Source organism: Paenibacillus rhizovicinus, from assembly GCF_010365285.1.
Classification (GTDB): Bacteria; Bacillota; Bacilli; order Paenibacillales; family Paenibacillaceae; genus Paenibacillus_Z; species Paenibacillus_Z rhizovicinus.
This window is the reverse complement of sequence record NZ_CP048286.1, coordinates 1,402,510-1,417,349: the sequence shown is the minus strand read 5'-3', so window position 1 is coordinate 1,417,349 and position 14,840 is coordinate 1,402,510. Positions and strand designations below refer to the sequence as shown.

Sequence of the window (14,840 nt, the reverse complement as noted above, 5' to 3'; positions counted from 1 at the left end):
TATCAGTGCAACATGCACAGGCAACGGGCAACAGGCACAGGCAACAGATATCGGAGGTGCTCCCTGCATGGGTGCGTTATTGACCAACTGGCTTGACTTGGACTACCGTCCGGCCTTGCCTCAGAATAAAGAAATGGGCATCGGCATCATCGGTGCCGGAGAAATCGTGGAAGCCTGCCATCTGCCGGCTTACCGGATGGGCGGTTTGCGCGTCGTCGGTATTTTCGATCTGAACCGCGAGCGGGCGGAGCAGCTGGCAGCCAAGTTCGGCATCGCGAAGGTGTACCGGGAGCTCGACGAGCTGCTGCTCGATGCCGAGGTGCGCTTCGTGGATCTGGCCGTGCCGGCAAAGGTTCAGCCTGGCATCGCGGAGCGGGCCGCTGCGGCGGGCAAGCATATTCTATGCCAGAAGCCGCTGGCGGAGTCGTATGGGGAAGCGGTGCGAATCGCCGAAGCCTGCGCGAAGCACGGGATCAAAGGCGCGGCGAATCAGCAAATGCGCTGGTCGCCGGGCATCCGGGCAAGCCGTACGATCATCCAGCGCGGCTGGCTGGGCGAATTGCTGCAGGCGACGATCCAAGTGAACGTGAAGCAGGATTTTGCCAATTGGGGCTGGCTGCGCGAGATGCCGACGCTGGAATTCATGTATCACAGCATTCACTATATGGATGCGATCCGTTTCCTGTTCGGCCCGCCGGAGTACGTCTATGCCGACGGGGCCCGCTTCCCGGGCCAGCAAACGATCGGCGAGACGCGTACCTTGCTGCATGTGAAGTTTCCGGGCGAGTCGCGCGGGCTGATTCACGATAACCATAACCATATCGCCGGCGAGGATGACTGGTTCGCCACCTATCGGTTCGAGGGGACGGAAGGCATCATCAAAGGAACGAACGGATCGCTCTACAATTATCCGGTCGGACGTGAGGATACGCTCAGCTTCCATTCAAAGCTTGTTCATGAAGATTATTGGTTTAACCCGCGGCTTCACGGCAAATGGTTCCCGCATGCGTTCATGGGAACGATGGGCGAGTTGATGCGCGCCGTGGAAGAAGAGCGCGAGCCGGAGAACAGCGTGGAAGACAATTTGAAGACGATGCAGATGGTATTCGGGGCGTACTTGTCGGTGCAAGAGAATCGGCCGGTCACGCTGGCGGAAATCGCGAATAGCTAGATGGAGAGGGAGAGGGAGCGCAGCCGCGCTTCTTTTTTTATTACCAGTATGAAACAATTGGCTGCGAAGAAGCGTTGATTAGGTGAACGTAAACATTCGGCAGGGGACGATGGGATGAATCGAAAGCGGAACTGGATCGCGCCATGCGCGGTTATAGTGGTCTTGGCAGGCTTGCTGGCAGCTTGTTCGGGAGGAAATGAGGCTGCAACTACGAATGGGGGTAATATGCAGGAGAATCATGATGCAGCGGGAACGGTCGAGACTCCGGTCATTGCAGCGGCGGACGAGGATCCCGCGCCTGCACCAACCGAGAAGGAAGACGATTCCGTCCGCGCGCTGTTCAAGCTGCCAAGCGGACAATTGAGCGTGAAGCCGGTGACGAAAGCAGTCGTGCAGGCATTCGACGCGCCAAGCTGCTACGGCGCCCAGAACGATCTGAAATGGCAAGGCGAGTACGAGGCGGTTTGGGAACCGGACAAAGGGGATACTGTAAGAATAGGGACCTTCCCTGCGGATTTTGAAATCGTGCAGCAGACCGACAAACCGATTACGATGCAGCACTTCCGGTTCGGCGACACGGATCTGCTTGTTTATGTGCCCCGGTATACCGACTGCCACGCGTTGGAAACCTATTTCTTCGGCGTGCAGGACGGCGAAGCGTTTCCCGTTCCTATGGTGATGAGCGATAAAGAAACATGGCCGAATATCGGGCAGCTGCCTGGACATTTGCTGCAAGTGAAGAACGGCGAGATGATCGTCACCGGCGGTTATGCGGCAGGTCAAGATACGATCCCTGTGTATTATTTTCGCTATGATGCGGCGAATCGCGTTCTCGTTCTGACCAAGACGGAACAGGCGCAGGTGAACGCTATCATTCAGTAACGGGCGGACTACGCAGCGAGCCGGGGCGGATGCGGATTATGGCGATGAGCATGCCGGCGCAGGAGAGGGATTGAAACATTTTCAGGGGGCGTCTCGTTTAGAGGGTACAGCTATGCAAGACTGATAGAATGGAGATGATTCACATGAAGAACGTTTCACCCGTCAAAATGCTCGTGCTCTCGGTACTCTTGGTCGGCGCGATGATGGTATCCGCCTGCTCGAACGATTCGAATTCTGCCAACGACTCCAATTCGGCTACGCAAAATAATGCGCCGTCAAATAACGCAGCGCCTCCGGCGGATACGTCGGACTCGGGCAATAACGTACCTGCGGACAACGGCCAGTCTGGAAACACGGGAAACAGCGGCAATGCCGGAAATACCGGCAGCGCCGCCAACGGCGGAAGCGACACGTCAAATGCGCCGGCGGATCAAGCGGACAGTTCGAGCGTCAAGCAGATCAAAGCGATGCTTGAGCTGGCGAAGAGCGGGAAAGCGGCGGGCATTCCGTTTGCGGCCGATAAAGGACTGATCGATGACGTCGAGAAGGATTGGGGCAAATCCGACAAAACCGACTTCGCCGGTCAAGGCATGTATGCGACTTACGCGAAGAAGCACGCGGTTATCGGCTTCAACAAAGGCAGCCAGATCTTCGATGTCCGTTCCGATGCACCGGAGCTGCAGCAGCTCACCTTGAAGCAAATCGAAGCTGCATTAGGCAAGGCGGCGAAGGTGACCAAGAACGGTACCGACACGATCTACGCGTACGAAGCGAACAAAACCTTCGAGCTGCGGTTCATCCTTTCGGCAGACACGGGGAAAGTCGATCACATCTCGGTGTACGCGCCCGCGGATGCAGTGAATAATATGGCTGGGTAAGCTGGATAGAGAAAGGAGCGAGAGCGTTCTTCGTCAGTATAGGCGGGGGACGCTCTTTCTTCACGCGGCGGCTGGCGGGGAGTCTTGTTGGCGCGTTATTTTCAGCATTTGGCCGGATTGCTATAATGAGAGAACGAAATAAACGCAAATGAGAGTGATTCATTCATGAATACGGAGCAATTAGTCGAATGGGCACGGGCCCATCGCATAGCGGAGAGAACGGAAGCCGGGTTTAGAAATTACATGGATAACTGGAAGAAAGACGATCGAGGGGATCTTTTCGGTACGTTTAGAGGAAAGTCCAATTTGAAATTGCTGCGGACGGAACTTCATTCGCTTCAACTTACACATGTGATCGGATATTCCGACTTCGTCTATTGTAATATTAATATTTATTATCTAGGACAGGATATCGGGCATTATCGGATGGTTTTCACGCTTGAAGGCGAGCCTGCTGACGATGTCATTCATTTCGATAAATACCTGGATAACGCCATTAGGGAAGGGACCGTTAAGGTTGAAATCGTACTGAAGGCGATACAATAAGGCTATACAATCGAAGCGATCGCCAAACTTGTGGAATTGGATGAAGAGCTCATAAGACCTTTGTTTTGAGTGCAGACCGGGGCGGCTGGCCAAGCGGCCATAAAAAAAGGCCAACCAGAAGTTCTGGTTGACCCTCGGCCGTTGTTCTGCCGCCGCTAGGCGTTTAAACGTTTATTATTCTCGTGCGCGATGGACAGCAAGGTCACATAAATCGGCTGCACATTGAACTTCTTGCCGAACTCGAACTTATATTGGGCCGTTTGGACATTATTTGTTTTATAGTAAGGGGAAGTAATATAATGAATCGTAATTTCGCTGTCATCGAAACCCGTTCCGCCGGTTTCCATGGTCACCTCATAAATGGCATTCAAATGAATGGAAGCCACTCTTGTTTTCTTGCCGGTAACGCCTTGGTGATCGATCAGCATCAGCCGGTCGTCCGTGAAAATAAAAGCATCGCGCACGAGCTTAAAGCCCAGCTGTATTTTCTCTTCCGGCATCAAATAAGCGCCATATTGAGCGTGCAGCTCCTGTACGGATACTTCGGAGTAATTCCCCAATAAACCACTGAATAGTCCCATATCAATACCTCCTGATCATGTCGATTCGAATCGGAAAACGCAGTTTCTTGTTATATATTCTCTATTTGCTATAAATTTCCTTCCTGCCATGATTCAGATAATCGCGAACGGAGATGATCGGGGTGCTGGGACTACCGAGCGGCAGCGTGTTTCTTGTTCCTTGGACGGAGCAATGGAATACGGAATATCAGGAAGAAGCAAAGCGGATCACGGGCGAAATTCAGCCTCATCTCCTTGCCGTTCATCATATCGGAAGCACCGCGGTTCCCGGGCTAAGCGCCAAGCCGGTCATCGACATTGCGATCGAGCTGCCTTCGTTCGAAGCGGGTCTTCGCTGCGTGCCCGGATTAACGCGCATCGGTTATGCCTACAAAGGCACGAATATCTTGCCGGACCGGCATTACTTCAATAAAGGCGAGCCAAGGACGCATCAGATCCATATGTACCGGACCGGCAGCGAATATTTGCGCAAACAGCTGCTGTTCCGAGATTATCTGAGGAAGCATGCGGCTGCAAGAGCGGGCTATCAGCAGTTGAAAGAGCAGTTGATTCAGAATAACGGATCGGATAAGTATGCGTATTCGGATGCGAAAACGGATTTCGTGCTGAGCATGATTATGAAGGCGGAACAAGAAGAGCGGCGAGACTGAGCGAGTTGACTATTCGATGGCCGGCATTCGGATGAAGGAGAGGCATTCTCCACCCGGCTGCCGGTCTTTTGCCATCGCAAAATCAACGTGCGAATATGCCTGACTTGGTATATACTACCAACTAAGAACGATGCCTTCATGGATGACCGGTATCACTAAACAACGGAACACCTACATGACGCACGAAGAAGAGGAGTATAACATGAAGCCAATTCGCAACTCGGCAAAAGCCGTCATCATCGATCGCGACCGCGTCCTGCTTACCAAGAATGAGGATCAATGGGGATTCTTCTATCTCTTCCCCGGCGGCGGGCAAGAGAAGGGCGAGGATCTGCGTTCGGCCGTCGTACGCGAATGCTTGGAAGAAATCGGCTGCGAGGTCGAGCCGGGCGACATTATCCATATCCGCGAATATATCGGGAACAATCATGAATTCGCGGAGTGGGATCATGACGTGCATCAGGTGGAGTTTTATTTTGCCTGCCGGCTGGTGAATCATACGGAGACATTCCACGGCAGCAATCCGGACGAGCTCCAAGTCGGCGTAGAATGGGTGGCGCTTGAGCAGCTGCACGAGGTCAGACTTTATCCGCACTCCCTGATCAAACAGCTTAATCGCACGGCAGCAGCCGTTTGTTATGTGGGGGATACGAATTAATGGCATAATGGCATGACAGTCCTCGCTGAACGCGAGGAGACGAAATCCAACGCGGGAAGGCATGGGATGACAATGACTACGAAACCTTCGATTGAAGCGAGATTGGCGGAATTGGGCATTACGCTGCCTCAAGCAAGCAATCCGGCAGGCAATTATACGAATTGCGTGATCGTGAACGGGCTGATGTTCGTTTCGGGGAAAGGACCGTCGGGTAATCCGAAAGGCAAGCTCGGGAGCGAATACACGACGGAAGAAGGCATTCATTTCGCCAGGCTGGCCGGCATCGAAGTGCTCGCCGCCGTACAAGCAGAGCTCGGTTCGCTCGATCGCGTGAAACGCGTCGTGAAAGCGCAAGGCTTCGTCAATGCGGTGCCGAGCTTCGAGGAGCATCATAAAGTGTTGAACGGATTTTCGGACTTGATGGCGGAGGTATTCGGGGAGAAAGGAGTCCATACGCGTTCGGTTCTCGGCGCGGTCTCGCTGCGGAACAATCTGCCGCTCGTCATCGACTCTATATTCGAGGTGGAGAACTGAAGTACGGCATAGGGGGAAGGAACATAACATGAATGAAATCATAAAAGAGTCCGTCATTAAGCTAGCTGAAGCTTTCCAATTCCCCGAACGGGTACTGCATGGGGAAGATTTGCCTTGGGTGCCGTTTGATTCGGGAGAGAACGTCAATTGCTACTTTAAACCGCTGCGCTTCGATCTATCGACGGGGACGTGGATTTATTTATTCCGCATAAAGGGCAATCGCACGCTTGGCCGCCATCGCCATACGGGCGGCAGCGTGATCGGCTTCAATATCGAAGGCGAGTGGGGATATGAAGGAAGAACGTGGACGGCGAAGCCGGGGACGTTTGTTTTTGAACCGCCCGGCGATATTCATACGTTAATTACGGGCGCACAGGAAGTGACGACTCTGTTCATCTTGAGCGGTTCGCTGCAGTACTTCGACGAGGACAACCGTATTATCGGACAGGACGACGTTTATACCGTTTTGCAGAAATATCAGGATTATTGCAGCGCGAACGGCATCGCGTTTCGCGAGGATTTGATCTATTGACGGAGGTTGGGCATGAGTAATTCATGGCATCGCCATCTGGGCATATACGGCATTTGCCGCAGCGAAGACCGCCTGTTGTTGATCCACAAAACGGGAGGTCCTTACACCGGCAGATTTGATCTGCCCGGGGGGAGCGTCGAACCGAACGAGACCATCATCGAGACGCTGCATCGGGAATTCCTGGAAGAGACAGGCGTCGTCGTTACGCCGCTCCGATCGATCGGCACGAAGGATTTTCTAGTCCCTTGGGTAAGAGAGGGGTATGCTCACACGCATTGCCATCATATTGCCGGTTTGTTTGAAGTGGCTTACGAGAGCGGCGATCCGAGCGAATCCCCGCGCATTGACGATTCGCTTGGGGCGGAATGGGTTCCAATCAGCCAAATCGATGCGGATCAAGCATCTCCGCTGGTTATGGCGGCGCTCGATTGGATCCGGCACGGCGTGCTGGATTGGAGAACGAAGAGATATGATTCGTGGGAAATGAAAGCATAGGTGCAAGTCCATATTGCAGCGATGAAGAGCAGCGACATGGAATTGAAACGAGGGATCGCGAGTGCAGGCTTTTCCGATACGAATGACCGAACGGCTCGTACTTCGCCAGTTGAAGCTCGGGGATGCTCCAGAACTGTTCGCGTATTTTGCAAAAGACGAGGTCACCGAATACTACGATTTGGACAGCTTCACGGAGCAGCAGCAAGCGGCATCGCTTATCCAGCGCTGGAACGAGCGATTCGATCGGCAGGACGGCATCCGCTGGGGAATTGCCTTGAAATCCGAGGACCGTATCATCGGAACCTGCGGGTTTCATAGCTGGACGAAGGAACATGCGAAAGCGGAAATCGGCTACGAATTATCGCCCGCCTACTGGCAGCAAGGCATTATGAGCGAAGCACTGGGCAGCGTCATTCCTTACGGGTTCGAGTCGATGGGGCTTAATCGCATTGAAGCCTTCATCGATCCGGATAATATAAGCTCGAGGAAGCTGCTGGAGAAAGCAGGCCTGCGCGAAGAGGGGCTGCTGCGGGACTATTTCTATGAGAAGGGGCGTTTCGTGGATGCCGTGCTGTTTGCAAGGCTGAAGCGGGATTGTTAGCGAGTGCGCGCGCCCGCCCGTTGTAAGAATAGGGTAAAGAAGGAGCATCCAACATGCTGGACAAGTCGATTCCGTATTTCAACGTGATCATGAAACGAAGCGCCGCGCTGCCTGTTCCGGTTCCCGTGCTGCCTGCCGGGTATTCGTTTGCTGCTTTCACGGAAGGCGATGAAACGCATTGGGCTGACATTGAAGCTGCAGTTGGAGAGTTTGAAGATGGTGGCGAGGCGAAGGGGTATTTTCACGACGCATATTTGCCGGAGCGGGACCAGTTGTCCGAACGCGTCTTGTTCGCGAGAACTCCAGACGGCGAATACGCGGGCACCGTTACCGCTTGGTGGAATGACGACGGGGATCGGCGAGTAGCTTCGCTCCACTGGCTTGCCGTGAAGCCGGGCTTCCAAGGACTTGGCCTAGGCAAAGCGCTCGTTCGACAATGCCTGCTGACGCTGGCGCGCACGGAAGGCAAGCAAGATGTCTATTTGCATACGCAGACTTGGAGCTATAAGGCGGTAGGCCTGTACTTGCAGACAGGTTTTGAGATCGAGCCGACGTCAAGCTTCGGCAGCTACCGGAACGATTACGAGCAGGCGATGCCGTGGCTTCGCGAACGATTGAACAGGTGACGGCTGCGCCATGAGACCGGACCGGACCGATAAAGGGGTGCAGGGGATGGAAATCGTATTCGATGCCTATGTCATTTCGGATAACAAAGACAAGCTGGACCATGCCGTTATTTTGGATTATTTGGCCAGAAGCTACTGGGCAAGCAACCGGCCGCAGGAGCGGATTATTAAATCCATCGCGAACTCGGACTGCTATGGCGTATACCTTGAGGGACGGCAGGTCGGTTTTGCCCGTGTCGTCACGGACGGGGCCACGTTCTATTATCTGTGCGACGTGTTTATCCTTGAAGCTTATCAGGGACAGGGGCTGGGCAAAAAGCTGATCGATGCGATCGTACACGCTCCCGAATACGAGGATATGACGGGCCTGCTCGGCACGAAAGATGCCCATGGGCTGTACAAGCAATACGGCTTCGAGCCCAGCGAAGGACGTTTCATGCGCAGGGCCCCTCAAGCCGTTCAGGCCATTACGCCGAATGAAACGGCTTGATTTAGTCAAAGAATGAGGCAGGTAGACAGAGGAACCAGAAGACGACCTAAGACATAACGATAAAAGGTGATTGAACCATGAACGTAAAACAACTGGCGGCAGAGAAGGCCGTCGAACATATCGAACACGGCATGACCGTTGGCCTCGGAACGGGCACGACGGCTTACTTTGCCATTCAGCGCATCGCTGCCCGCGTGAAGGAAGGGCTTGGCATCCGGGCCGTAGCCAGCTCGATGCATTCGGAAGAACTGGCGCGGCAGCTCGGTATTCCCATCGCGCCCTTCGCCGCGATTGAAGGCATCGATGTCACGATCGACGGCGCGGACGAGGTCGACGAGGCGTTGAACCTGATCAAGGGCGGAGGCGGAGCGCTGCTCCGAGAGAAGATCCTGGCTGCGAACAGCGCCAAATTCATCGTCATCGTCGACGAATCGAAGCTTGTCCGCAAGCTGGGGACATTCCCGCTGCCGGTGGAGGTCATCCCGTTCGCCTATGAGCTCACGAGGAGACAAGTACAGGCCTTGGGCTGCGAACCAACGCTTCGGACCGTCGACGGCAAGACGTTCGTGACGGATAACGGCAACTTCATTCTCGATTGCGCTTTCCCTGTCATCGACAATCCGGCGGATTTGAGCGGCAAGCTGCACTTGATTCCCGGTGTCGCGGAGCATGGATTATTCGTGAAGATGACCGATACCGTCATTATCGGCAGCGGCGATGGGACGACTCGTTATCTGTAAGGGAAAGCCGAACGCGCATGATATCGGAACGAAAGGATGCTGCGGATGCTGAAAGCAGTCTTGTTCGACTTGGACGGCACGCTGCTGGACCGCGACCGGTCGTTGGTGTCGTTCTTGGAACAGCAATACGAACGCGTGCCTGGGTTCCGGAGCGTCGGCAAAAAGGCGTTTATCCATCGCTTCATTGAGCTGGACCAGAAAGGCTACGTGTGGAAAGACCGCGTCTATCAGGCGCTGATCGAAGAGTGGAAGCTGAGTCTGGATTGGCAGGAGCTGTTGGACGATTATGTTTCCTCTTTCAAGTACCACTGCATCGGGTTTCCGGGGCTGCTCGGGATGCTGGAGGAACTGAAGCTGCAAGGGCTTAAACTGGGCATCATCACGAACGGGTTCGGCGTCTTCCAGATGAACAACATCCGCGGCTTGGGGATTGAGGGGTACTTCGATGCGATTCTCGTTTCGGAAATCGAAGGGTTACGGAAGCCGGATGTTCGTATCTTCGAGCTGGCGCTGCGGCGGCTCGGCGTCGAACCGGGAGAAGCCGTCTTCGTCGGCGACCATCCCGTGAACGACGTGGAAGCGAGCATGCGCGCAGGGATGCGCGGCGTCTGGAAGGAAGACGAGGCGCTTGGCCGACCAGGCGGCGATGCATGGACGATCAGGGAATTGCCCGAGCTGCTCGGCCTGATTGGGGACCGGAAGCAATGGATATCTTAAATGAAGCGCGATGGCGAGCTGATTTATGATTCATGGAGAGGCAGCTCACCGTTTTCTTAGCGAAAGGTCATCCTTTAGAGGATGGCCTTTTGTATGTTGCAGCGATAATTATATAATTTTAATCGGTAATTATTTATTGTAAAACGATAAACCCCATGCTACAATCAAACTGAAATTATCATGGTGAGGTGTACGTTATGGAACGAGGAACAACACTCTTTTTAAAGATCGTCGTTTGTCTAATTGGACTTGCGATACTTGCGCTGTTCATCTTCTTGGTGCCGGCGATCGGAAACTATGCAGCGGAATTGTATCCGGATCAGGCGTACGTGAAAGTGCTCTTTTTTATTGATTTCTATGCGATGGCGATCCCGGTTTACTTTGCCCTGTATCAAGCGTTTAACCTTCTCGTCTATATTGACAAGAACCAGGCGTTCTCGGAATTAGCCGTAACGGCATTGAAGCATATCAAGAACTGCGCGTTCACAATCAGCGTTTTGTATGCAGCGGGGATGCCGCTCTTCTATCTCCTGGCTGAGAGAGACGATTCCCCAGGGGTGATCGTCATCGGAATGCTCATGATTTTCGCCTCCTTGGTCATTGCGGTCTTCGCCGCGGTATTGCAGAAGCTGTTACGGAACGCCATCGATATTAAAGCCGAGAATGAATTAACGGTCTGACGGACACGATTGCGCATGCCAACAGTATGAGGACGACGAGGTGCTTCTTATGAAACGAGGAACAACGTTATTTTTAAAGGCAGCCGTTATTTTGATGGGCATCCCGGTTCTTGCCTTATGCGTATTCGCAGTGCCCGAGATCGGGAATTTCGCAGCAAAATCGTATCCGAATATCGGCCCGATGAATTATCTCGTTTTCGCCGTGATGTACGGAGCGGCTGTGCCTTATTATATCGCTCTCTATCAGGCTTTCACCCTTCTACGGTACATAGACGAGAACAAGGCGTTCTCGGAATTAGCTGTCCAAGCGTTAAAGAAGATCAAGTACTGCGCGATTGCGATCAGCGGTTTGTATGTATTGGGCATGCCGCTCCTTCGGCTTATTGCGAAGAAAGTTGACCCACCCATTGGATTATTGGGGCTCATCATTATATTGGCTTCGCTGGTTATCGCCGTGTTTGCTTCTATCCTAGAGCGGCTTTTGAAAGAAGCTGTCGATTTGAAATCGGAGAATGACTTCATTGTCTAAAGGCGAATGAACAGCGGGTTATATGCAACCGACTTAATGGGTACATAATTGACGGTCCGAGGTGAAAACATGGCCATTATAATTAATATTGACGTGATGCTGGCGAAGCGGAAAATGAGCGTCACGGAGCTTTCGGAGAGAGTCGGAATCACCATGGCTAACCTATCCATATTGAAGAACGGAAAGGCGAAAGCCGTCCGGATTTCGACGTTAGAAGCCATATGCAAGGCGTTAGATTGCCAGCCTGGGGATGTTTTGGAGTACAGACCCGAAGAAAATACGTAATGGATAAGCGCTTAACAACGATCTTTCTATGGAAAACAAAACCTAGCAAAACCCCGTCAATGGCTGACGGGGTTATTGGTACGTCCATTCACTTGCCCGGGGATGCATAGTGCTGCTTGGCGTATTGTCTGGGCAGGAGACCGACTTTCTTCTTGAACACGCGGAGGAAGCCCGAATAATCGTTAAAGCCTGCATCCATGCTGGCTTCGGTTACGCTGCGTCCTTCCCGGAGCAGAGTTTTGGCCAAGGCGATGCGCTTGTAAAGGATGTATTCATGGATCGTGCTCCCGGTATGCTTCTTGAACAGCCGGCTTAGATGGTATTTGCTGATGAAGAACAAGCCCTCCAGCCGTTCCAGCGATAAATCTTCGGCCAGATGCCGGTCGAGATAAGCGATCACCGGGGCGAGCTGCGGAGGCAGGTCCAATCCGCTGTCCTTGTCTTTGTTCTTATAGAAACAGCGCTGCACGAGAACGAGGATTTCGAGCAGGCAGCCCAGTTTGACGACCGGCGTTTCGGGATAAGGCTGCTTCTGAAGCTCGTCGTATTTGGCGAACAGCGCCTCAAGCGCCGCGCGTTCGTGCTCGCTCAGCCTGATCTTGTTATGCTCGCCGATGGGCCGGTCATAGAAGCATTGAAGCAGGTTCAGCTCGTTCGTCTGGAATAGGGCGACCAGCGCCGGATCGAATTCAATCGTCACCCGCTCGTACGGCGCATCCGTCGTGAGGGCCGGCTTATGAATTTCATGCTCGTTCGTAATGATGAGATCGCCGATTCGCAGCCGATAAACGGCTTTGTCCACGAAATAATTCACGTCGCCCCGTATGAGGAAGAACATTTCGCAGCCCTGATGCAAATGGAAATGAATATTGAACGACGGTTGACGCGTCGCATGGAGGAATTTCACATGGTCGTCGAGCCGGGCGATATAGTCGTTGATCATCCTGCCGTTCCTCCCTGTGATTTTGAGCAATATTATCCACTTTGAGCGCAATTTCGTCAAGGAAGTTGTACTTGGAATTCGATAGGATGAGAGGGTAGGGTTGTATTCCAAAGCATACGGGAGGCGGACAAATGAGCGATCGTATCATTAAATTCGGGCTTGTCGGGATCGGCAGCATTGGGCAGCATCATGTGAACTATTTGCGCAGCATGGATCATGTGGCATTAGTCGGCGTCTGCGACACGGACAAGGAGAAGGCGGACGCAACGGCGAAGGTTTGCGGGGCAAGAGCCTATTATGACGCCATCGATTTACTGGATCAAGCCGAACTGGACGTTGTCATCATTGCGGTACCGCATTACGATCATCCTGCCATTGCGATCGAAGCGTTCAAGCGGGGCATTCATGTCCTGTGCGAGAAGCCGATCGCGGTTCATGTCAATGCCGCCAAGGCGATGATTCAAGCCTATGAAGCGGCCAAAGGGCAGAAGCCGGACCTGCAATTCGCCATTATGTTCCAGGAGCGGACGCTGCCTTTCTACGCCAAACTCAAGGAAATCATGGAAAGCGGCGCACTGGGCAAGCTGACGCGCGCGACATGGATTCATACCAAATGGTTTCGTTCCCAAGCGTATTACGACAGCGGCGGCTGGCGCGCGACATGGGCTGGCGAGGGCGGAGGCATTCTGACCAATCAATGTCCGCATACGCTGGATATGTATCAATGGCTGTTCGGTTTGCCGGACTTGATCTCGGGTCATGCCCATATCGGCAAATACCACGATATCGAGGTAGAGGACGAAGTAACGGCTTATTTCGAGCATGCATCCGGCATGGTCGGCCATCTGATCGTGACGACGGCGGAGCTGCCGGGTACGAACCGGATGGAAATCGTGGGCGATCTAGGCAAGCTCATTTTGGAAAATAACAAGCTGCTTTATTATAAATATCCGCAATCGATGCTCGCGTTCTCGCAGGAGACGGATCAGCGTTTTGCCGAATGGGATATTGCGCCGGAGGAGATCGCGGTCGACACGAACGTTCCGAACGGGCATCACGTCGTAACGGAACGGCTGGTGCAGCGGCTGCTCGGCCAACAGGTCGACCTGATTGCGGAAGGACCGGAAGGGCTTGGTTCGCTTACGTTAGCCAATGGCATCATGCTGTCTTCCTTCCAGAAGCGGCCCGTTACGGTGCCGATTGACGGCAACGCTTTCCAAGCGGAGCTGGAAGAGCGGATTCGCACCTCGAACTATGTGAAGAAGGCCGTCCAAGCGCCGGCTGCAAACCCAGACATGTCCGCTTCCTTCGGGACGACCAAATAGGAGGAGAGAACGAACATGGCTGCCGTTAAACTCACATGCTTCGCCGATGAGATTTCGCATGACTTGGAAGAACAGTTGGATGTGCTGCAGCAGGAGGGACTTCGCCATATCGAGGTTCGCGGCGTATGGGGCAAGAATGTCCTCGATTTGACCGGAGAAGAGCTCCGGCAAATCCGCGCGATGACCAAAGAACGCGGCTTCGGCATCTCGTCCATCGCGTCGCCGATTGGCAAATACGCGCTCCAAGACGATTTCGCGCCGCAAATCGAGAGCTTGCATCGGGCGATCGCGGCCGCGCATGCACTGGAGACGCCATATATCCGGGTGTTCTCGTATTACTTGCCGGAGAACGCCAGCTTGGACGACTGCCGGGACGAAGTGCTGAGCCGCATGAAGCAGCTGGCCGATATCGCCGCGCAGCATCATGTCACGCTTATACTGGAGAATGACGATCATCTGTACGGCGCTAAGGACGACCGCTGTCTGGACATCCTGCAGCATTGCGCATCGGACTCCCTTCGGCTTGCGCTTGATCCGGGCAACTTCGTCATCAACGGCGTGAAGCCGATGACGGATGCCTATCCGAAATTGCAATCGTACGCGGCTTACATCCATGTGAAGGATGCGACAGCCGAGCCGAGGCGATTCGTGCCGGCCGGCGAGGGAGACGGTCAGATCGATCGGCTGCTGCCAGCGCTTCGGGAGCGCGAGTACGCCGGATTCCTGTCCGTAGAGCCGCATCTGCACGATTACATGCCGCATGCCAGCAATCCCAAACGCGTCGTGACGGCTGTCCGCGCGTTGAAACGGCTGCTGGAGCAGGCGGATATGGCGTGGGAATAACTAGAGCGTGCAAATAAGGCGAGATCGATTAAGCCCGGAATAATAGCAAGAAAAGCAAGAGCCACCGTCGTGTTAGACGGTGGCTCTTCGTATGATTTATCGGATGTGGATACGCGTAAAAATGGCATCGATAC

Annotated in this window: 21 protein-coding genes; 19 read left to right on the top strand and 2 right to left on the bottom strand. The window is 53.7% G+C overall.

Annotated features, from left to right (window positions below):
• Window positions 1-67: 67 nt before the first annotated feature.
• The 4 genes from GZH47_RS06595 (at window position 68) to GZH47_RS06580 (ending at window position 3,477) form a co-directional block, all read left to right on the top strand.
• A complete protein-coding gene (locus GZH47_RS06595) occupies window positions 68-1,171 on the top strand; it encodes a Gfo/Idh/MocA family protein (protein ID WP_162639330.1) in 1,104 nt (367 codons plus the stop codon).
• 114 nt (window positions 1,172-1,285) lie between these two features.
• Window positions 1,286-2,053, top strand: coding sequence for a hypothetical protein (locus GZH47_RS06590; protein WP_162639328.1), 768 nt, complete (start codon window positions 1,286-1,288; stop codon window positions 2,051-2,053).
• Window positions 2,054-2,196: 143 nt separating this feature from the next.
• On the top strand, window positions 2,197-2,931 hold the full coding sequence (locus tag GZH47_RS06585; protein ID WP_225446384.1) for a YjgB family protein: 735 nt from the start codon (window positions 2,197-2,199) through the stop codon (window positions 2,929-2,931).
• Between the two features lie 165 nt (window positions 2,932-3,096).
• Window positions 3,097-3,477, top strand: coding sequence for a hypothetical protein (locus GZH47_RS06580; RefSeq protein WP_162639326.1), 381 nt, complete (start codon window positions 3,097-3,099; stop codon window positions 3,475-3,477).
• A gap of 155 nt (window positions 3,478-3,632) precedes the next feature.
• On the opposite strand, the gene GZH47_RS06575 is transcribed toward GZH47_RS06580, so the two are convergent.
• Entirely contained in the window at window positions 3,633-4,058 is a 426-nt protein-coding gene (locus GZH47_RS06575) for a PH domain-containing protein (protein WP_162639324.1), read from the bottom strand.
• Between the two features lie 122 nt (window positions 4,059-4,180).
• On the opposite strand from GZH47_RS06575, the gene GZH47_RS06570 reads away from it, so the two are divergent.
• The 13 genes from GZH47_RS06570 to GZH47_RS06510 all read left to right on the top strand — a co-directional run bounded on the left by GZH47_RS06570 (window position 4,181) and on the right by GZH47_RS06510 (window position 11,595).
• Window positions 4,181-4,708, top strand: coding sequence for a GrpB family protein (locus GZH47_RS06570; RefSeq protein ID WP_162639322.1), 528 nt, complete (start codon window positions 4,181-4,183; stop codon window positions 4,706-4,708).
• 202 nt (window positions 4,709-4,910) lie between these two features.
• The gene (locus tag GZH47_RS06565; RefSeq protein WP_162639320.1) at window positions 4,911-5,366 is read left to right on the top strand and encodes an NUDIX domain-containing protein; all 456 of its coding nucleotides are present in this window, start codon (window positions 4,911-4,913) and stop codon (window positions 5,364-5,366) included.
• A gap of 66 nt (window positions 5,367-5,432) precedes the next feature.
• The gene (locus GZH47_RS06560; protein ID WP_225446383.1) at window positions 5,433-5,900 is read left to right on the top strand and encodes a RidA family protein; all 468 of its coding nucleotides are present in this window, start codon (window positions 5,433-5,435) and stop codon (window positions 5,898-5,900) included.
• 28 nt (window positions 5,901-5,928) lie between these two features.
• Window positions 5,929-6,432, top strand: a complete 504-nt coding sequence (locus GZH47_RS06555) for a 2,4'-dihydroxyacetophenone dioxygenase family protein (protein ID WP_162639318.1) — start codon at window positions 5,929-5,931, stop codon at window positions 6,430-6,432.
• 12 nt (window positions 6,433-6,444) lie between these two features.
• Window positions 6,445-6,927: an NUDIX hydrolase gene (locus tag GZH47_RS06550; RefSeq protein ID WP_162639316.1), complete on the top strand. Its 483-nt coding sequence runs from the start codon at window positions 6,445-6,447 to the stop codon at window positions 6,925-6,927.
• A gap of 82 nt (window positions 6,928-7,009) precedes the next feature.
• Window positions 7,010-7,528, top strand: a complete 519-nt coding sequence (locus tag GZH47_RS06545; protein WP_162645100.1) for a GNAT family N-acetyltransferase — start codon at window positions 7,010-7,012, stop codon at window positions 7,526-7,528.
• Between the two features lie 53 nt (window positions 7,529-7,581).
• Entirely contained in the window at window positions 7,582-8,154 is a 573-nt protein-coding gene (locus GZH47_RS06540) for a GNAT family N-acetyltransferase (RefSeq protein ID WP_162639314.1), read from the top strand.
• 10 nt (window positions 8,155-8,164) lie between these two features.
• The gene (locus tag GZH47_RS06535) at window positions 8,165-8,644 is read left to right on the top strand and encodes a GNAT family N-acetyltransferase (RefSeq protein WP_318653414.1); all 480 of its coding nucleotides are present in this window, start codon (window positions 8,165-8,167) and stop codon (window positions 8,642-8,644) included.
• Between the two features lie 77 nt (window positions 8,645-8,721).
• Window positions 8,722-9,384, top strand: a complete 663-nt coding sequence (gene rpiA / locus GZH47_RS06530) for a ribose-5-phosphate isomerase RpiA (RefSeq protein WP_162639312.1) — start codon at window positions 8,722-8,724, stop codon at window positions 9,382-9,384.
• Window positions 9,385-9,429: 45 nt separating this feature from the next.
• Window positions 9,430-10,101 (top strand): HAD family hydrolase, encoded by a 672-nt coding sequence (locus tag GZH47_RS06525; RefSeq protein WP_162639310.1) that lies wholly within the window; start codon window positions 9,430-9,432, stop codon window positions 10,099-10,101.
• A gap of 197 nt (window positions 10,102-10,298) precedes the next feature.
• Window positions 10,299-10,781: a DUF2975 domain-containing protein gene (locus tag GZH47_RS06520; RefSeq protein ID WP_162639308.1), complete on the top strand. Its 483-nt coding sequence runs from the start codon at window positions 10,299-10,301 to the stop codon at window positions 10,779-10,781.
• A 49-nt stretch (window positions 10,782-10,830) separates the two neighbouring features.
• The gene (locus GZH47_RS06515) at window positions 10,831-11,310 is read left to right on the top strand and encodes a DUF2975 domain-containing protein (protein ID WP_162639306.1); all 480 of its coding nucleotides are present in this window, start codon (window positions 10,831-10,833) and stop codon (window positions 11,308-11,310) included.
• 69 nt (window positions 11,311-11,379) lie between these two features.
• Window positions 11,380-11,595, top strand: coding sequence for a helix-turn-helix domain-containing protein (locus tag GZH47_RS06510; RefSeq protein WP_162639304.1), 216 nt, complete (start codon window positions 11,380-11,382; stop codon window positions 11,593-11,595).
• 88 nt (window positions 11,596-11,683) lie between these two features.
• On the opposite strand, the gene GZH47_RS06505 is transcribed toward GZH47_RS06510, so the two are convergent.
• A complete protein-coding gene (locus GZH47_RS06505; protein ID WP_162639302.1) occupies window positions 11,684-12,538 on the bottom strand; it encodes an AraC family transcriptional regulator in 855 nt (284 codons plus the stop codon).
• Between the two features lie 131 nt (window positions 12,539-12,669).
• Between GZH47_RS06505 and GZH47_RS06500 the strand changes: the two genes are divergently transcribed.
• Entirely contained in the window at window positions 12,670-13,863 is a 1,194-nt protein-coding gene (locus GZH47_RS06500; protein ID WP_162639301.1) for a Gfo/Idh/MocA family protein, read from the top strand.
• A gap of 15 nt (window positions 13,864-13,878) precedes the next feature.
• Window positions 13,879-14,706, top strand: a complete 828-nt coding sequence (locus GZH47_RS06495; RefSeq protein ID WP_162639299.1) for a sugar phosphate isomerase/epimerase family protein — start codon at window positions 13,879-13,881, stop codon at window positions 14,704-14,706.
• The last annotated feature ends 134 nt before the right edge of the window (window positions 14,707-14,840 follow it).